This window comes from Campylobacter sp. LH-2024 (assembly GCF_048270605.1).
Classification (GTDB): Bacteria; Campylobacterota; Campylobacteria; order Campylobacterales; family Campylobacteraceae; genus Campylobacter_D; species Campylobacter_D molothri.
Map to the genome: position 1 here is coordinate 281312 of NZ_CP168139.1, position 19387 is coordinate 300698.

Annotated in this window: 12 protein-coding genes and 1 rRNA gene; 7 read left to right on the forward strand and 6 right to left on the reverse strand. The window is 26.9% G+C overall.

Annotated elements, in window-relative coordinates:
* The first annotated feature begins 52 nt into the window (after window positions 1-52).
* Window positions 53-169: ribosomal RNA gene (gene rrf, locus ACD570_RS01560) — 5S ribosomal RNA — on the forward strand.
* 1343 nt (window positions 170-1512) lie between these two features.
* Here the strand turns inward: rrf and ACD570_RS01565 are convergent.
* Both ACD570_RS01565 and ACD570_RS01570 read right to left on the reverse strand, forming a co-directional pair.
* Window positions 1513-4080: an AAA domain-containing protein gene (locus ACD570_RS01565; protein ID WP_417904331.1), complete on the reverse strand. Its 2568-nt coding sequence runs from the start codon at window positions 4078-4080 to the stop codon at window positions 1513-1515.
* Entirely contained in the window at window positions 4040-4213 is a 174-nt protein-coding gene (locus ACD570_RS01570; protein ID WP_337210410.1) for a hypothetical protein, read from the reverse strand. The genes ACD570_RS01565 and ACD570_RS01570 overlap by 41 nt, the downstream gene beginning before the upstream one ends.
* A 155-nt stretch (window positions 4214-4368) precedes the next feature.
* Between ACD570_RS01570 and ACD570_RS01575 the strand changes: the two genes are divergently transcribed.
* From ACD570_RS01575 to ACD570_RS01585, 3 genes are read left to right on the forward strand one after another with little or no spacing between them, the layout of a single operon-like run.
* Window positions 4369-8085 (forward strand): Eco57I restriction-modification methylase domain-containing protein, encoded by a 3717-nt coding sequence (locus ACD570_RS01575; RefSeq protein ID WP_417904332.1) that lies wholly within the window; start codon window positions 4369-4371, stop codon window positions 8083-8085.
* Window positions 8086-8087: 2 nt separating this feature from the next.
* Complete coding sequence (locus ACD570_RS01580) at window positions 8088-10214, forward strand: AAA family ATPase (RefSeq protein WP_200282857.1); 2127 nt, start codon at window positions 8088-8090, stop codon at window positions 10212-10214.
* A gap of 3 nt (window positions 10215-10217) precedes the next feature.
* Window positions 10218-10919, forward strand: a complete 702-nt coding sequence (locus ACD570_RS01585) for a hypothetical protein (protein ID WP_200282855.1) — start codon at window positions 10218-10220, stop codon at window positions 10917-10919.
* Window positions 10920-10926: 7 nt separating this feature from the next.
* Here the strand turns inward: ACD570_RS01585 and ACD570_RS01590 are convergent, their stop codons facing one another.
* A complete protein-coding gene (locus tag ACD570_RS01590; RefSeq protein WP_417904333.1) occupies window positions 10927-12126 on the reverse strand; it encodes a multidrug effflux MFS transporter in 1200 nt (399 codons plus the stop codon).
* Between the two features lie 78 nt (window positions 12127-12204).
* Between ACD570_RS01590 and ACD570_RS01595 the strand changes: the two genes are divergently transcribed.
* Entirely contained in the window at window positions 12205-13548 is a 1344-nt protein-coding gene (locus ACD570_RS01595) for a DUF2130 domain-containing protein (RefSeq protein WP_200282851.1), read from the forward strand.
* Window positions 13549-13569: 21 nt separating this feature from the next.
* On the opposite strand, the gene ACD570_RS01600 is transcribed toward ACD570_RS01595, so the two are convergent.
* From ACD570_RS01600 to typA, 3 genes are all read right to left on the reverse strand, one after another.
* Window positions 13570-14613 (reverse strand): c-type cytochrome, encoded by a 1044-nt coding sequence (locus tag ACD570_RS01600; protein WP_417904334.1) that lies wholly within the window; start codon window positions 14611-14613, stop codon window positions 13570-13572.
* 107 nt (window positions 14614-14720) lie between these two features.
* Window positions 14721-15359 carry a poly(A) polymerase gene (locus tag ACD570_RS01605; protein WP_200282847.1) on the reverse strand — a complete coding sequence of 213 codons (639 nt, stop codon included), beginning with the start codon at window positions 15357-15359 and terminating at the stop codon, window positions 14721-14723.
* Window positions 15359-17167, reverse strand: coding sequence for a translational GTPase TypA (typA, locus tag ACD570_RS01610; RefSeq protein ID WP_200282844.1), 1809 nt, complete (start codon window positions 17165-17167; stop codon window positions 15359-15361). The genes ACD570_RS01605 and typA overlap by 1 nt, the downstream gene beginning before the upstream one ends.
* A gap of 124 nt (window positions 17168-17291) precedes the next feature.
* On the opposite strand from typA, the gene ACD570_RS01615 reads away from it, so the two are divergent.
* Together ACD570_RS01615 and ACD570_RS01620 are read left to right on the forward strand one after the other, a co-directional pair.
* A complete protein-coding gene (locus ACD570_RS01615; protein WP_200282841.1) occupies window positions 17292-17615 on the forward strand; it encodes a hypothetical protein in 324 nt (107 codons plus the stop codon).
* Window positions 17616-17629: 14 nt separating this feature from the next.
* Window positions 17630-19381, forward strand: coding sequence for a flagellar hook-length control protein FliK (locus ACD570_RS01620; protein WP_239820183.1), 1752 nt, complete (start codon window positions 17630-17632; stop codon window positions 19379-19381).
* Window positions 19382-19387: the final 6 nt, after the last annotated feature.

A 19387-nucleotide genomic window follows, 5' to 3' on the forward strand; every position in this document is an offset into this window, starting at 1 on the left:
GCTTTTAACATTGTTTTTTAAGTATTTTTAATAAGAATATTTAAATAACAATGTCCGTGATTATACAGATGTGGAAACGCCTTGCTCCATCCCGAACCAAGAAGCTAAGCACATCGTGGGTGATGATACTACGCCTTACTGGCAGGGGGAAAGTAGCTCATTGCGGACTTGTTATTATTCTACTTCTTAATTATAATCTTTATTTAATCTTTTATTCTTTTTAATATAATAAGTTTAGTTAATGTTAGTTTGCTTAGTTATTTATATAGATTTATTTTACTTTTTAAGTTATTAATTGGTTTAAGGTTTTTATTTGTGTCTTAATTTAGATTATAGTTTTTAACTAATGTTTGATTGATTTAGTTTAATCTTTATTTTTTATATCTTTGATTTGGTTATTTAATAAAAGAATTTAGTTTAAGGTTTGTATTTGCTTGTGTAGCTTTATCTTGTTTCTTTAGCTAATGTTTGATTAGTTTTTGTTTTTCTTGGTTGTTATCGTTAAGTTAGTCTTGTATAGTTAAGCTTTTTAGGGTTAGTCTTATTAAAATGAGTTTTATGGATCTTGTTAAATTAGCCTTTTATTTTTTTATTTGAATACTTTGTATGTTTTAGCTTTTGTTGTTTTAGTTTGTGAATTGATTGTATATAGGAGTTTTTAGTTTAGGATTTTAGTTTATTTAATGATTTAATAAGATAGGTGTTTGTAAAAAATAGTTTTTAAAATTTAACCTAAACCCTAGTTTGTCCTATAAGATTATTAAGTCTATCCATTATATTATTTACAAAAGAATTTATACTTTATTTTTCATATCTTTTATTTAGGCTTTAATTTATTTAAAAGGATTTTAGTTTAGAGTTTGAGTTTATTCAATGATTTATGAGAAATGTTTTAGTGTTTTTTTGGAATTTATTTTATAGTTTGTTTAAAAGTTAGTTGATTAATAGTAGTTGCTCTTAAGATCGGTTGTCTAGTTAAGGTTATACTTTTTAAACAATAAAAAGTTTTTGGTTTTATAATATAGGTTTTTATTGTTATAGGTTAAAGTTGATTTTATGTTTTTAATTAATAGTTCTTTTTAAAGTTTTATTCTTAAAAATATTATTATATTGAGTTGTAACTATGGTTTTTAAAGTTTTATAATTAGAAAAATATTTATCTTTTTAGTTTTTATTCGTATGGGTTTTTGCTTTGATTTGGTTAGTTTTATTTCAAAGTTTTAAGCTTGTATTAAAAAATAAAAAAGCATTTTATTTTTTAATAGAGATTAGGCTTTTAATTGTGCTCATTTTAACTAAAATTTTTAAAGAATTATTAAAAATTTTAGTTTGGGGTTTTAGTTAAATTTTAAAAAACATTTTGCTAAATTATTTAATTTCAAATTTAATCAAATAAATTTGGTGTGATTGTATTTATATTTTTTAAATGATTAAAATAATCAAGCTCGATGTAGTTTTCTTTGTTTCCTATTATAAAAATAATATTTTTTGCTCTAGTTAATGCGACATTAATTAAATTTGGCTTAGATGATACCCATTTTCTTGCATTTTCATTATTGCCACCCTTAGATGATACCCATTTTCTTGCATTTTCATTATTGCCAAAATAAGTATGATTATATCTGCTTCTTTTCCTTGCATTGTATGAATAGTACCGATTTTACTATGTTTTAAATTTTTATATTTTTCAGTTATATCAGTTAAATTTTGTCTGATATCTACAAATGGAGTAATAATTCCAATGTCCATATTATGTTGATTTATTTCATCTAAAAGTGTATATAAGAATTCTATTTCTTTTTTGTTGCAATTACCTTCCCATTGTTCTTCTTTGATATCAAACCAAGTATTTTGTAATTCAAGATTTTTTTTGATTTTTTTTCCATATATCATCATATTATCATAAGCGATTTTATTAGATAATTCAAATATTTCTTTATCACAGCGATTGTGAACGCGCAATGGAGAGCCAAGCCATATTTTTTGATTATTTTGATAAATATATTTTCCATATGATTGTAAGAAATCGCATCTATTTTGCAAAGATGTATTTTTAATATTAAAATTTTCATCTATATTAAAATACTTGGTAAAAAAATTATTAATGTTATTAGGAATATTCACTATTGGTTCAAGCTGAAGTGGATCTCCTATTACAATAGCTTTTTTTGTTCTATATATAGCACCAATTGCACTTGTTATAGTGCTTTGTCCAGATTCATCGCTAATTAAATATCCAAATTCATTATAGCCTATATCTTTAAAACAATAACCAAAAGAAGCATAAGTTGAGCTTATCGAGGGAATAACAAAAAACAAGCTTTTCCATATTTCTACAATATTATTTTTTGAAAGATTTCTATAATCAGTACCTCCTAATAAATCGCTCAGTATTTCTAAATTTTTAGCAAAATATGAATTATTGCTTAATATAGCTATCTTATGAAGATTTAATGCTTTTATAAATAAATTATTTCGCGCTTCAAAAAGTTCTGTTTTTTCATTGTTTTCTATCATAAAAAAAGAAGATTTTTCTTTATTTGTTTCATCATTTAAATAAAATTCTTTCTCAAGAGATAGAATATTTTTTTGCATATTTTTTTCATAATTTTTTCCTATGACTTTATACAAAAATATTTTAGATAAATAAATAATATTATTAAATAGATTTGCTTTATTTTTTAATTTATAGAAATTCTTTATTTTTTGAATTTTATGTTTATATTTTTTATTTTGATTTAACAAGAGATTAACTTTATGTAATGCTTGATTAAAATCATTTTTAGCTTGATTAAAATCTTTATCGGTAAATTTATTTTTTTTAATATAATTTATAAGACCGATAAAATTACATTCTTTTGAGTTAAAATCTTTTAAAATATTATATATAAAAGAAGATTTGTTTGAACCATTTCCTAGTACTCCACAGATTAAGCCCCAAGCTTTAATTTCTGTTTCATTTTTTTTGTTTAAAAATCTTGTAGCTATTGTGCCAAAATAATCAAAATCTTCGATATATTTGCAATTTATAGCGTCATTTTTTGGAAGTTCTTTGCTTATATTTTCTATAGCTTTATTATTGCTAGAGCATAATAAAATTTCATAGCCTTTTAATTTTTCATTTAGTTTATAAATACCATCCTCATTTTTGATAATTTCATCATAGTTTAGTTTAGAAAGTTCTATAGCTCTTTGAGTGATAATACCAGCTATGACATCTTTTATAAGAGTTGTTTTTCCAGTTCCTGGAGGCCCATTAATAGAATAAATATCATTATGATCTTTATGGATTTTAAGTATTTTATTGACTGCAAATTGTTGAGAATACATCAATGCAAATTTGCTTGCAAAAGAACTAAGGGATAATTCATCAATATAATTTTCTAGAATTTCTAATTGATTTTTGTCCATATCTATACGTTGTTTAGGTTGGTTGCTTAGATATTTGTCTATCGTATGAAATTTATTTTCTTTGTAATTTTCTAAAATATTTACCAAATCTTGTATATAAAAACTATTTAAAAATACATTTTCATTTAAAGTTTTAGTAAGATTCATTGATATTCTAAATTTATTTCCAAGTAATGGAAAATTATCATTTATGATTTTTATAGCTTTACTATAAAAATAACTAATAGATATATCCTTTAAGCTAGATAATTCATTGGCAATGCTTTGACTTAAATCGATAAAAACATGATGGGGTAAATTTATATTTTCAATATCATTTGCAATCCAAGGAGCAGTAGATAAATAAAAATTTCTTTTATCAAAAGTAAAGTTATTATCGATTATAGGGATAAAATTTTTATGATCATTGAGATTAAATTCATTAAATTTGATAATTTCATTTTTATATTTAAAATTTAATTTTCCATTAAATTTCAGCACAAAAGATGCATATTCTGCATTTAAAATATTATAAAAATCCTCTAATTTTTCAGTAATATTAAATTTATCTATAATTTTTTCAAATAAAATTTTATTAGTGTATATTCCGCCTTGTATGATGATTTCTATATAATAATTATTTAAAGGATCATCTAAAATTTTTTTTATTTTTGTCGCAAATTTGTTCAATATTATTTTTAATATAATCATCAATGCATGAAATTTCAAATGCATCATGACAAAATTTTATATCTTTGAGGCTTTGGGGAGTGAGGTATTCTATAAAAAGTAAATATTTTAAAATATTAATATTATTGCTCATTTAATTCCTTGAAAATAAAATCATATCTTAGCATGTTTTTATGTTTTTTTAATTCTTAAATTGGATTTTTAACAAATATTAAAGGTAAAGCATAAAATCAAATCAATAAAAAAAGATTTTTTGCTAAAATTATACAAAAATAAAAAAGGAAAATAATGCGTTTTAAGCTAGAGAGTTTAGAGGATTTTGCTAAAAAATATCATATTAAAATTCCTACTAAAGATATCATAGAGGATTTTAAAAATCAAATCAAAGATTTTTTAAAACAAGCGTTAAAACAAAATTTAGAAGAATTTCAAAAAAACGAGATTTCTCATTTTTTAAAAAAGATATATGGATATGAAATAAATATAAAAGATAGAATAGATTTAGCTATTTATCAAGAAGATATCGCTAATGTTATTTTTGAGGTAAAATCCACTACTAACAAAAAAGAATTTCCACAATCAAGCAAAAATTTACTCTCTAAAGCCTTTTATGAAAGCATACTTTATTTTTTAAGAGAAAGAAAAAATAAGAAAAATAATTTTATCAAACATATTATTCTTTGCAATGCTAAGGAATTTTTTATTATTGATGCGAGGGAATATGAAAGATTATTTTACAATGACAAAGAAATTAACAAACATTTTAAAAATTGCGATAAACAAGAAGGCACAAGCGTAAAAACTGAAGTATTTTTTGAAAAAGTTGCAAATTATTTATTGGATTTTGATCAAGAAATTTGTTATACGTATTTTGCATTAGATGAAAATTTGCATGATAAAGATTTATCCTATATTTATCAGATTTTATCCCCGCAAGTTTTATTGCGTCAAAAACAAAATTATGATGCTAATGCTTTAAATTCAAATTTTTATAAAGAATTGCTTTACATCTTAGGTTTGCACGAAAATGATAAGAAAAATATCATTTTATCCGATATCCCAAATACATTAAGCGACGCTATAAGGCAAGCTTATAAAGATATAAGTTTTGATGATATTTTTGCACTTTTGATTACATGGAATAATAGAATTTTATTTTTGAGATTATTTGAATCCATGCTTTTATCATTTGAGCATATAAAAATACCATTTTTAACCGCGAGTAAAATTCCAAATTTTATTAGATTATCAGAGCTTTTCTTTGAGGTTTTGGCTAAAAAAGAAGACCAAAGAAAATCCCAAGAATTTGACTTTATACCTTATATGAATTCATCCTTGTTTGATAAAAATACACAAGAAATGCAAGGTAGGGATATAAGATTTTTAGATTCTAAACCACTTGAAATTTATGCAAATTCTATACTTAAAAAAGATAAAGACTATGTAAATTTAAAACATTTGCCGCTTTTAGAATATCTTTTTGCATTTTTAAGGGCTTATGATTTTACCACTACAAACAAAGATATACAAAACAATCAAAAAATAAATCATGACAAGCTTATAAATTCAAGCGTTTTAGGAAATGTTTTTGAAAAACTCAATGGCTATAAAGAAGGAAGTTTTTACACGCCAAGTTTTATAACTTCTTATATGTGCGAAGAGAGCATTACAAAAGTGGTTCTTGATAAATTCAATGCTAAATTTGATCTTGAGGCTAAAGACATAAGCGAGTTAAGAAAAGCTTTGAGAAAAGAAGATAAAAAGGCACAAAAAGAGCTTTTAAATTCCATCAAAATTTGCGATCCAGCCGTAGGAAGCGGACATTTTCTAGTTTCTGCTTTAAATGTTATGATTAAAATTTATGATCAATTGAATTTATTTGAGCATGAATTTTATTTAAAATTGGAAAATGATGAGATTTTGATACAAAATAATTTTAATGATTATATATCTTATAAATGTCCAATTAGAGAAGATGACAAAGCGCATTTGATCCAACAAGAACTTTTTCATATAAAAAAAGACATTATAGAAAATTGTCTTTTTGGTGTGGATATCAACCCAAATTCTTGCGAGATCACTAAACTAAGACTTTGGATAGAGCTTTTAAAATTTAGCTATTATATCTTTGAAAATGGCAAAAATACTCACACTCTTCAAACCCTACCCAACATCGACATAAATATAAAATGCGGAAATTCTTTGATCGCGTATTTTGATACTCAAAAATCTTTATCGCATTACCCTAACATCAAAGAGCGTATGAAAAAGTATCAACATATAGTTAAAGACTATAAGGAAGGATTTTACACCGATAAAAATCTCATCGCTAAAGAAATCAAAAACCTCAAAGAATCTTTTAAAAATTTTTGTCTTAAAGACAAATTTGCCAAAGAAATCAAACAACTAACCAACAACGCAAACGAGTATTCTAAAAAATATGGCGATTTTTTAGCCGATGAACATCACGATGAAAAATTTAAAAGCTTTTTTTCTAAAAATATGTTTGAATTCAGTTTTGATGAAAAAGCCGCAAGAAAAGAATTTAAAAAACTTTTAGATCTTTATGAGCGTATTTTTGAGCTAGAAAAATCACATCCTTTTGAATGGCGTTTTGAATTCCCTGAAGTGCTTGATAATAACGGAAATTTTCAAGGCTTTGATCTCATCATCGGCAATCCGCCTTATATCAGACAAGAAGAGATAAAAGAGCTTAAGCCAAATTTAGCAAAAAATTATAAGGTTTATAAAGGCACGAGCGATATTTATACGTATTTTTACGAGCTAGGTTTTAACGTGCTTAAAGAAAACGGCGTCCTATCTTTCATCACATCTAACAAATACACTCGTGCAGGATACGGCGAGGCTTTGCGTGAATTTTTACTCAAAAATACTCAAATTTTAGAATACATCGATCTAAACGGCGTCAAAGTTTTTGATAGTGCCACAGTGGATACAAGCATACTGAGTTTTAAAAAACTAAAGCCTAAAGATTCTTATTTCAAATACCTTGCCTTAGATAATGAAAATTTAAAAGTTTGTCAATTTTATATCGCTTTAAATACAAATTTCAAAGAACTTCCGCAAAAATCCTTAAGTAAAGAAAGCTTTACTTTTAGCGATGAAAACATCAGTGCTCTAAAGGCTAAGATAGAGCGTATAGGCACTCCGCTTAAGGATTGGTATGGACTTAATATAAATTATGGTATCAAAACCGGCTACAATGAAGCTTTTATCATCACCACTGAAAAAAGAAATGAGATTTTAGCAAATTGTAAAGATGAAGAAGAAAAAGAACGCACCGCCAAACTCATACGCAAAATGCTACGCGGACGCGATATAAAAAGGTATGCTTATGAATGGGCGGGATTTTGGATAATAGCTTTTGAATTTGGAAGTTATAAAATTTTAGAAAAAGATTATCCAGCTATATATAATCATTTGAAAAAATATAAAGAAAAATTACAAGCTAGAGGACAATGTACCAATAAACCTAAAACACAGCAAAAACCATATTTAGGGCAGCATCATTGGCTTGAATTGGATAATAATCCAACAAAAGAATATTTATTGCAATTTGAAAAAGAAAAGATAGGTTGGCAAAGAGTAACGCAAGAGCCAAGTTTTATTTTAGAAAAAGAATTTGTTTTGTTAGATTCTATGGCATTTATGACGGGAAATTCTAAAAATGAACTTTCTTATCTTTTAGGGTTTTTAAATTCTAGTTTGATTTTTTATTATTTTAAAAATATAGGACATCTGTATTCTGATAAAGGTTTTTTATTGTCAAATCAATATGTAGAAAGATTTCCTATACCAAAGATAAATTCCAAAAATCAAAAAACAGCTGATGAGTTAGTAACCCTAGTCGATGAGATTTTAAAATCCAAAGAACAAGACAAAAACGCAGACACCAAAATTCAAGAAGACAAAATAAACACTTTAGTTTATAAGTTGTATAATCTCACCGAAGACGAGATAAAAATAATCGAAGGCAAGGAATAAAAATGATTAAAAAAATAAAGCAAGTTAATTATAAAAGTTTTAATAATTATAATTCAAGCGGTTTGGAATTTAATCGTATTAATATTTTATATGGGAGAAATGGTCAAGGTAAAAGTTCATTGGTGAATTTCATTAAAGATAATATTGAAAATAATAATTTAGATATTTTTGAAACAAGCTCTAATGGTTTTAGTTTATTTTTTTATGATTCAGATTATAAAAATAGCTTGTTTTATAGCAATGATAAATTTAAGACATTTTATATAGCTGATGATATAGAAAATATAATTTTAGAAAAAAATAAGATATTTAATAAGATAAAAAAACTTAAAAAGTTCAAAGATAAAGTAGAAGAAAAAATAGATATTATAAATAAAAATAAAAAGGATCTTAAAAGTACAATAGCAAAAAATACTAGAGAAGTTCTAAGTAAAATTGATAGTAATAAATATAATACCCCGCAATCTTATCAATCTATACATATAGATGATAGTTATTTATCAAGTGAAAAAATATCATTATTTGAGATATTGTCGTATGATGAATTTGAAAAAATTAAATCAATGAAGAAAAATTTAAATTATGAAATTATCAAAGAGTTTAATTTTGATAAATTTAAACAAATAGAAGATGGTGTAAAAAAAATTGATGAAATGCTTAAGCAAACCCCAGAAAACAATGCAATAGATAGATTTAAGCAAGATAATGATTTGGAAAATTTGGCAAGATTAGCATTTGATATAAAAAATAAGTCAGAGATATATAAAGATAAATGTCCATTATGTGAACAAAATATATTAGGCGTTAAATTGTGGGAAAAATTAGAAAAACATTTTAATGAAGAATATAAGCAGTTTATTGAAAAATTAGAAAAAGCTAAAAATTTTTTTGAAAATTCTATAACAGAATTGAGCAATTATGCAAAATGGTTTAATGAGTATTTTATTAAGACTAAATTACTTATTGATGATGATATTGATAAAAAAAGACAAGAATATTTATTATTTATTGAAAAATCTATAGAAGAAATGAATAATATAATAAATCATATAGAACTTAAGAAACAAAATCCAAACAAGAATGATATAAATATTAATTGTGATTTAAATTTATTTCAAGGAATTTTAAACGACGATATCCAAAACTTAATTAAACAGCACAATAGGAAACAGCAAACATATCTTAAAGATATAGATGAAAATATTGAAAAGATAAAAAAGCATTTTATAGCCAAAGAGAAAGATAATGTTGTATTATACAATGGTTTAATTAATTTTTATAATAAAATTAAAGAAAAAATTAATTGTGTATTAGAAAAAAGAAATAAGCATATAGTGGATATAGATACAAAACTTAAAGAAATGGATCAAAGTTTTCAAAATCTTAATAAAGATATGGAAAAATGGTGCTTTAATGATATTCGCTTTGAGAAGATAGGGGATACGTACTATAAAATACAAAGGTTAAATTTTAACAATGAATGGTTTGATTGTGATAAGGGGTTAAGTGAAGGGGAAAAGACTATAGTTTCTATAATATATTTTACGAATCATTTTTTATCAAAAATTAAAGAAATAAACGAATGTCCTTTGGTTTTGCTAGATGATCCTATAAATAGTTTAGATAATTCAAATCGAGATAAAATTATTAATTATATATCCGATAAACTTTTGAAACAAAATCGAGGTCAGTTTTTTATAGCTACACATATTGATGAAGTATGTGATAAGTTTAATAAAAGAAATCCTGATGTAAAATCAATTTTTGAAATAAAAAAATATGCCAATCAATCTGAAATTGAAAAAATAGTAGATTTTAAATTAAGTAATGATTTTAAAACAATCTATGAGAGATTATGTAAATATTTAAAATCTGGGAAATATGAAGATGCATTTGATATAAAAGACGATCCTAGATTTATTCTTGAAAAGATTTGTAATATATTTTTTGATGATACTAAAAATTTTACAAAGTGTTATGACAATTTGCTTAGTAAATTTGATATAACAAAAAAATATACAGCAAGTGATATACAGGATTTAAATCATGGAAAAAATATAATAAATTCAGATGAAATAATAGAAAAAATTAAGTTTGTTGTTGAAATTATCGACAAAATTAGGAAATAGCTAGTGCGAGAAATTATAGCAGTAAAAAAGGATTTTGTTGCTTTTAATACTAAATCAGTTTGTCAAGATAGATTATTGACATCCGGAAAAGCATATTATTTATATTATAAGGATAGTAATAAATTTTATGGTTATGCTGGAAAAGAATGTGCAAGGCAAAAATGCAATAATGACTTAAATATTATACCAGATTTTACAAAATCTTTGATTTCAAATTTTAAAAAAGAAACTAAAATAATTCAAAATAGCAAACATATTTATGAGACAAATTTGAATAAGAATGACATTTCTATAGCTATTGAATATGTAGTTTTAAGACAAAGTAAATTAAAAAAATTTGAAAAAGCAAACTATTTTATATTGAATGATTATTACAAAGAATATTTAAAGACAAATACTCTTTCACTGAATTCGATCAAGCATGTTATAAATATAGAAAAAAAAGCGCCTTTGCAATTTAAATTAGAGAATTTATTAACTTGCTATGCTTATGAATATAAAATTTTACTCGCATTAAAAAGTACTCCTAGAAATAATAGAGCATATTTAATAAGTATATTATCAAATTTAAGAAAATATTACACATTGACAGATAGGCAAATAAATGGCGTAGAAGAGTGGTTTAAAAAAATTAGAAATAAAGAAGTCGCTGAAGCTAAATTAAAAAAATTTTTATATCAAAAACCGCACGTAAAAATTCCATAGTGCCTAGCTAAATTTTAGGTTTAGCTAGGAAATACACTCCATTAGCGATCAAAACGCAAAGAAACATTACCAAAGCAAGGATTATCGGTGTATTTGCATTTATGGCACCGACGATGTAAGAAATCGTCCCAGCAAAGCCAAATTGCATAGCCCCAAGTATAGCAGAAGCCGTTCCGCTATTTTCTTTAAATCTTGCCATGGCCAAAGTTACAGTATTTGGCGCGATAAAGCCAAGCATAGCTATACTTGTAAAAAGGCTAAATTCAAAAAGAAATAAATTCGGGAAAAAACAAGCATTTACAAGTAAAACAATCGTCGATAAAAGCATAACCACCAAAGCTTTAGAGAGAATTTTTTTGCTTTCAAATTTTAAAACCAATCTCGCATTGATATTAGCACAGATGACAAATCCAAAGGCATTAGCTCCAAAAATCAGTGCAAATTTTTGCTCACTGATGCCAAAAAATTGCGTAAAAACAAAACTCGATCCAGCGATATAAGCAAACATCGCAGCCAGTGCGAAAGATACGCAAAGAACGCAGATAAAAAAGGCTTTATCGCTAAGAACGATTTTGTATTTTTTAAAAGCCTCATAAGGGCATAATTGTTTTTTATCAGTAACTTTGGGCGCTGACTCTTTAAGCCCAAAAAGTATCATTAAAAAAAGCGTGATCCCAAGGGCAAACAGCGTAGCAAAAATACTATGCCAAGAAAAATACTCGAGCAAAAATCCACCAAAAGTAGGAGAAAGCATAGGTGCAAGAGAGCTAAAAACCATCATCAAAGCAAAAATTCCTGTTGCTTCTTTGATCTCAAATAAGTCATTGATGATCGCTCTTGCGATCACAACCCCAGCACATCCCCCAAGAGCTTCAAAAAATCTTAAAGCGATAAAAGCATAAATATTGTCAATGACCACACAAAAAAAGCTAGAGAGTATGAAAAACAAAATTCCTATTAAAGCAGGAATTTTTCGCCCAAAAACATCGCTTAAAGGCCCGTATATAAGCTGCCCTAAGGCAAAAGCGATGAAAAAACTCGCAAGGCTTAATTGGGTTAAAAAAGAACTCGTTTGAAAGCTTTGTTGCACGTGAGAAAGCGCAGGCAAATACATATCCGTAGAAAGTGGCGCTATGCTTGACATCAAAGCAAGGATGATAATAAGTTTTAATTTTTTAAAGCCGTGAATTTGTGTTTGTTTTTGCATAAATTCCCTTTTTAAAAAGTAAAAAGCTATAATTTAATATAATTTTTATAAAAAATCCATTTAACAAAAGGAAAGAATTTGCAAAATTTTCAAAATGAAAAAATAAAATGTCCAAATTGCGGAAATTTTATCGATATCAGTTTAGCTTTATACACTCAAATTTTAGACAAAGCTAAACTAGATATGCAAAAACAAAAGCAAGAATTTGAAAAAGAAGTCAATGAAAAAAGGGCGGAGTATTCTAAAATTTTATCCGAGCTAAAAGCACAAAAGGCCGAACAAGAAAAACTCATCAGCGAACAAGTTAGCCAAAAACTTGACATCGAAAAACAAAAAATCGAACAAGAAGCACTTTTGCAAAAACAAATTTTTCAAAAAGATTTTATGGAAAAATTTGCTAAAGAACATGAAAATGAAAAGAAAATCATGCAAGAAGAGCTCGATAAAAAAAGCAAAGAACTAAGCGAACTTCTGACTTTAAAGGCTGAAAATGAAAGGCTAAAAAGAGAACAAAAAGAAAATGAAGAAAGATTAAAATTGCAAATCAAAGAAGAGGCTTTTAAAGAATTTAAAGAGCAAGAAAAAAAGAATTTAGAGCTAGAAAAGGAAAAAATTCGTCTTGAATTTCAAAGCAAAAATGAAGAGCAAGATATAAAATTTAAAGAACTTGAGATCAAATTTAAAAGTGTCACTCAAGAACTTGATGCGGCAAAACGTAAAGTCGAGCAAGGCTCACAGCAACTTCAAGGCGAAGCGGCGGAACTGCTTATCGAAGAATATATCCAAAATGAATATTTTAACGATGAGGTAAAAGAGGTGCCAAAGGGTGTTAATGGGGCGGATTGTTTGCACATCGTTAAAGATGCTTTTGGCAATATTTGCGGCAAGATTTTATACGAGAGCAAACGCACTAAAGAATTTAATAAAGAATGGCTAGATAAATTAAAACTAGACAGCATAGCTGCAAAAAGTGATATCGCGGTTTTGATCACAAAAACTATGCCTAAAGATAAAGAAAAAACGCATTTTAAAGAAGGAATTTTAATCTGCACTTTTGCTGAATTTAAAGGCGTCTTAGCTGTTCTTAGAGAAAGCATAATCAATGCTTACAAATTAAAAAATGCCTTGCAAAATAAAGATGAAAAAAATCATATTTTATATGAATATCTAAATTCTAAAGAATTTAATACTCAAATCACTTTCATACTTAAAACTTATCAAACCATGAGAGAAGAGCTTGAGGCTGAAAAAAGAGCCTTGCAAAATATATGGAAAAAAAGAGAAAGAGCTATAGAAAATCTAAGTTTTAATTCTACTGCTATTGTAAGTTCATTAAATGCGATATTTAGCGATTTAAAAGGCGAAAATTTAATCGGCGAAGAGGGGATTAAAAGTCTTGAAAATTTAGCGAAAGAAGATTGATTTGGGAGAGCCCCAAATCAGTTATTCTCCTGGAAAATAGTTTGGATTTTTCCAAGGTCCGTATTTTACTTTGATGTATTCTTTAGGGTCTAAATTTTGTTGCGGTGAAGCAAAATACTCAGGTTTTAAAGATGGAGATTTGCTATAAGCAGTATCAAGCCCTGCGCGGTTTTCTGTTGTAGTAATAGGCATTCTTACAAAGCCTGTATTTACATAAGCTGCGATATCTAAAGCATCACCATCACTTAAGATTGGATTATCAGCACTTGCACCAAAAGGCATAGCTGATTTTAAAAATCTTGCTAAAAATGGAATCATAGCCATATGTCCGCCATCAGGATAGATAAGCAATGATGGATATAAATGTCCCGTGCCTTTTTCATAGTTTGCATTTTTTACCCCGAGTCCTCTTTCTCCATGACAAGCAACACAATTTTCTTCAAAAAGTTTTTTGCCACGAACTGGATCAGCTGGGCGATTTGGGAAATTCATTTTAGCAAAAAATTCACCTTGCAATTTTACTCCATCTTTGATACCATAAGCACTTTTTAGCCATTTAAAATACGCTAAAATTGCTTTCATTTCTTTAGAGTTATCAGGGAAGCGATGAGAATCAGTTCCGCCCATACCACGAATTCTATCTTCTAAAGAAATGATTTTCATAGTTTCTATGTCTAATCTTGGATAATTATTCATAACATTTAAAAACGGAATTACGTATTTTTTTGTGCCTGGTAAGCCATTGCCATCATTATCCATATGACAAGAGATACAATTAACCTCATTGCTAGTTTTTTTGAGTTTGCTATATGGCCCTAAGGTGCTTTCTGTCTTGCTTAAAAGTTTAATGCCATAGCGTATTAAATCCCCTTCTTTGCCTTTTGGTACGTCATTGATGCTTAAATTTTTGTTTGGCCATTCTTGTTCAGGTCTGTTTGAGAGTTCTTTAAAATAAACAACTCCTTCTTTGTCGTTTAGTTCTTCACCTGCTTTGTAATCACTTACATTTTTTGCATTTAGGCTTAAACCTAAACAAAGGCTTAAAAATAAAACATGTTTTTTCATGATTTTTCTCCTTAGTTTTGGTTATTTTATTTCATTTTATCACATTAATACTTAAATGTTAAGTCCAAGTATTTAATATTACAAAATTTTTGTATAGAATATATCGACTAAAGAAATTTATTTTTAATGGAATTTAAATTTTTTTCTAAAATTTCAAAATTATCTTTTAAATTTTGATTAAGGTCAATAAAGAAAGGATTTTTCAGGGTTGCAATAAGAAAATAATTATTTTTATTTAAGATATAATCTAGAGTGAAATTTTTATTTTTAAGTTTAGTATAGATATTTTTTTCATCGCTAAAATCATGCTTTTTATTTGAATTTAAACTCTGAAGTAAAATTCCGCAAAAAAATTCTTTGTTAGTATTGATAAATTGCACATCATAAATTTTAAATTCTTTAAAATCAAAACAATTTTGGCTTTTAAATTCTTTTAAATCAGATACAATTTCTAATTTTAAAAAATCTTTTTGGCTTAAACCTTCTTTTTTAAATTTAGCTCCAAATCGCTTAAGGAAAAGATTAAGAGCATTAATTTGCAATTCTTTTTTTGCAAGAATAAGTTTTTTGGAGGTAAAACGAAAGAAAAAAATACCTACAAGTAAAGCTAAAATAAGCGATATAATCGAATCTTTTGTGAAAACAAAAGCTAAAAATAATACTATTATAGCTTCAAGAGTGCTTAAAAATTTTAAAATTTTTAAGCGTTTGGATATGAGAATTCTTTGATTTTCTAAAGCGTCCATTAAGACTTTGCTTTTTCCATTCTTTTTCTTTGAGTTGGATCAAGATAGCGTTTTCTTACGCGAACATTTTGTGGAGTAACTTCTACGAGTTCATCTTCTTCTATCCATTCTAAAGCTCTTTCAAGGCTTAATTTTCTAGGTGGAACAAGTTTTATAGCATCATCGCTTCCACTGGCTCTAACATTGGTCAGATTTTTTCCTTTAATTGGATTTACGTCTAAATCATTTGGACGAGAATGTTCTCCTATAATCATACCGGTATAAACTTTAGTTTGAGGATCGATAAAAAGAACGCCTCTATCTTGGAGATTAAATAAAGAATATCCCAAAGCTACACCATTTTCCATAGAAATTAAAGCTCCATTGTTACGCTTTTCTACAGCACCACTAAAAGGACGGAATTCTAAAAAGCTATGATTCATAACTCCTTCACCTTTAGTATCGGTTAAAAATTGAGATCTAAAACCTATAAGTCCTCGAGCTGGGATTTCAAATTCAAGTCTTGTTTGTCCATCTCCTGTTGGAGCCATTGTTTTCATTTCAGCTTTTCTTTTACCTAATTTTTCTATAACTGCCCCGCTAAATTCTTCAGGTACATCGATAACCAAATGTTCAAAAGGTTCAGTTTTAACACCATCTTCCATTTTTACAATAACTTCAGGTCTTCCCATGCAAAATTCAAAACCTTCTCTACGCATATTTTCAGCCAAAATAGTGATTTGAAGTTCGCCTCTACCGCTGACTTTAAATTTACCTTCACCTGTGCTTTCATATTTCATCGCGATATTAGTTTTCATTTCTGCTTCTAAGCGTTCTGCAATTTTATTTGAGGTCACATGTTTGCCCTCAGTTCCTGCTAATGGGCCATCATTAACTGAAAAAACAATGCTAAGTGTTGGTTCTTCTATATGGAGTGGATCAAGTGGCATAGGATTGTTAGGATCTACAATACTATCGCCAACATCTAAAGCTTCAAAACCAGCTATTGCAACTATATCACCACTTTTTGCTTCCTCAATATCCATTTTTTCTAAGCCCATAAAACCTATAAGTTTAGAAATTCTGCCATTGACTTTAGTGCCATCAGCTTTTGCAAGCATTACATTTTGATTTTTTTTGACAACACCATTAAAAATTCTTGCAATCCCTATTTTACCTACGAAATTATCATAGCCAAGGGTGAAAACTTGAAGTTGCAAAGGATTATCATTTGTGCCACTTGGCGCAGGAACTTTTTCAAGAATAGTTTGGAAAAGTGGTTCCATATTGTCACTTTCGTCATTAAGATCTAATTTGGCATAACCATTTTTTGCAGCTGCATAAACGATAGGAAAATCAAGTTGTTCATCATTTGCATCAAGAGCTACAAAAAGATCAAAAATTTCGTTGATTACTCTTTCAGGATCGGCCGCTGGTTTGTCGATTTTATTGATCACGACTATAGGCTTAAGTCCTAAAGACAAGGCTTTTTTAACTACAAATTTAGTTTGAGGCATAACACCTTCTTGGGCATCAACTAAAAGTAAAACCCCATCGATCATTTTTAAAACGCGTTCTACCTCTCCACCAAAATCAGCATGGCCTGGAGTGTCTATAATGTTTATTTTAGTTCCTTTGTAATTTATAGCAGTATTTTTTGAAAGTATGGTAATACCTCTTTCTTTTTCTATATCGTTACTATCCATTACGCGTTCTGAAATTTGCTCCCTTTCGCTAAAAGTCCCAGATTGCTTAAGTAATTCATCTACCATTGTTGTTTTACCATGATCAACGTGTGCAATAACAGCTATATTTCTGATATTTTCCAAAAGATTCTCCATTATTAAATTCAAAGCTAAGATTATATAAAAATTTTGCTTAATTTTAAAAAATAAAAAGTTGGAACGCTTCTTGCTTTAGTTTTGGCAAATATTATTAAAAAAGGAAATTATAATGTCAAAGCCATTAAATGAAGAATTTTTTATACCATTAAATTTGGATTTAGTTGATAAAAAAAATGAAGTTTTACTTCAAGTTTTAGATCTTTTAGAAGTTTTAAAATCAAACAAAGATGAAAAAATGGTGAGGATTTCAAGCGAACTTTCAGAAATTCTAGAAAATGAGGAAAATTTTGAAAAAATTGCACAAGCAAAAAATTTAGATGAACTTTTAGAAATTCTTGTTTTTCTCAATGATAATAAAATGATTAAGATTTATGAAAACTCATATTTAGAAGAAAAATTTCCTAACTTGGCTGCGGATAAATTTTTAAAATAATCTAAGGAAAAACTATGTCAAATGTAGCCCCACAAAATGATGTTTTAAGTCTTGCTCCTAGTAAGACTTCATCGAGTGATTCTTTTAGTAAAACAAAAAAAACAAATCAAAATACTAATACAAATAAAGAAGAAAATGTTGCTCAAAATACAGAAGATGAAAGAGAGAATTTTTTAAATTCTTTACTTAATTCTATTGATGAGACAAATGAATTTTTACCTGATCACATGAAAATCAGTGAAAAAGAAGTGGTAAATGAAGCGATTAATAAACTTCAAAAGGGAACATTTGACGATAGTGATAAAATCAGCATTTTTGAATCAGCATCTTTTATGCAAATACTTTCATTGCTTGATAAATTAAAAACAGATACAGCAGATATTAAACTTGCAAATCTTTCAAGTCAATTAAGTCAGCTTGTAAAAACTGAGGCTAATTTTAATGCTTTAAAAGGTGCAAATAATCTCAATGAACTTTTAGATATTGCTAAAGATTTAGGTTTAAATGTAAAAAATATCAAAGTAGATCGCTTGCTTGATTTAAAAGCTACTTTTCCAAATCTTGATAAAGCAGATTTTTTTAAAGGTGTTGTAGATAATGTTTTTAAAGAAATTATCAACAATAAAATAGCCCATGTAAGTAAAAATTTAAATCAAAATTTACAAAAAAACAATACTCATAAAAAAGATGATAATTCTTTGCTTTCTCAGACTTTAAAAAACTTAGATTCTATTATAAAAGGTCAAGAAAATCAAAAATCAAAAATCAAAAATGAAAAGCTTGATACTTTAAATACCAAAAAAGAACAAATTCAAATAGATGAACTTTTAAAAGATGTTAAAAATAATAATAAAAATAATGAGCTTAATGTAGATCAAGAAAATATTAAAGATATTTTAAAAAATTTAAACAATCAAGACAAAAAACAAAATATTTCAAAAGATCAAATGCAAAATTTAGAGGAATCAAATCTTTCAAAAAATTTAAAAGAGCAAAGTAAAAAAAGTGAAATTCAAAATATAAATTCAGATAAAAATTCCAATAAAGAAATGCTTAAAGATTCTCAGAATTTAAGTTCTAATTTAACTCCTAAAGATTTGACTTTAAAAGATAATAAAACAAATAATCAAGAATTAAAATTAAATTTAAATGATCAAAAAACTAATTTTGAAAATTTAAATAAAACTCAAGTAGTGCAAAATAAAGATAACACGCATCTTGGCACTAATAAAGAAGAAACAAAAAATAATTTTAATCTTGATCAAAATAAAAATCATCATGATGAAGCAGTTAATAAAACTGGTTTAGAGGATTTAAATTCTTTAGTAAAAGATCTTAGTAAAGTTAATCAAAATAATGCAAGAAATATTACTCCAAAAGAGACTTTGCAGTATTTTTCAGCAGATCTTAAAGAAGCGATGGAGCATTATAAGGCACCGATTACAAAATTAAGCATCACGCTTAATCCAAATAATTTAGGCGAAGTTGAAGTCACTTTAGTTCAAAGAGGAAGTAATCTTCATATAAATTTTAATTCTAATACTAACGCTATGAATTTATTTATGCAACATCAGTCTGAATTTAAAAATTCTCTTGTTAATATGGGATTTACCGGACTTGAAATGAATTTTAGCGATCAAGGGAAAAAAGAGCAAAACCAAAATAAAGGTAAAAATCGTAGTGGATATGGCTTTAAAGATGCCATAGAAAACAATAATGAAAAATCAAATATTAATTTAGAACTTGTTTTAGCAAAATATTTCTAAAGTTGG

Excerpts from the sequence above, each read along its gene's own strand:
- ACD570_RS01570 (WP_337210410.1), bottom strand. The coding sequence starts at position 4,213 with ATGAGCAATAATATTAATATTTTAAAATATTTACTTTTTATAGAATAC.
- ACD570_RS01575 (WP_417904332.1), top strand. The coding sequence starts at position 4,369 with ATGCGTTTTAAGCTAGAGAGTTTAGAGGATTTTGCTAAAAAATATCAT.
- ACD570_RS01580 (WP_200282857.1), top strand. The coding sequence starts at position 8,088 with ATGATTAAAAAAATAAAGCAAGTTAATTATAAAAGTTTTAATAATTAT.
- ACD570_RS01590 (WP_417904333.1), bottom strand. The coding sequence starts at position 12,126 with ATGCAAAAACAAACACAAATTCACGGCTTTAAAAAATTAAAACTTATT.
- ACD570_RS01600 (WP_417904334.1), bottom strand. The coding sequence starts at position 14,613 with ATGAAAAAACATGTTTTATTTTTAAGCCTTTGTTTAGGTTTAAGCCTA.
- ACD570_RS01605 (WP_200282847.1), bottom strand. The coding sequence starts at position 15,359 with ATGGACGCTTTAGAAAATCAAAGAATTCTCATATCCAAACGCTTAAAA.
- ACD570_RS01615 (WP_200282841.1), top strand. The coding sequence starts at position 17,292 with ATGTCAAAGCCATTAAATGAAGAATTTTTTATACCATTAAATTTGGAT.
- ACD570_RS01620 (WP_239820183.1), top strand. The coding sequence starts at position 17,630 with ATGTCAAATGTAGCCCCACAAAATGATGTTTTAAGTCTTGCTCCTAGT.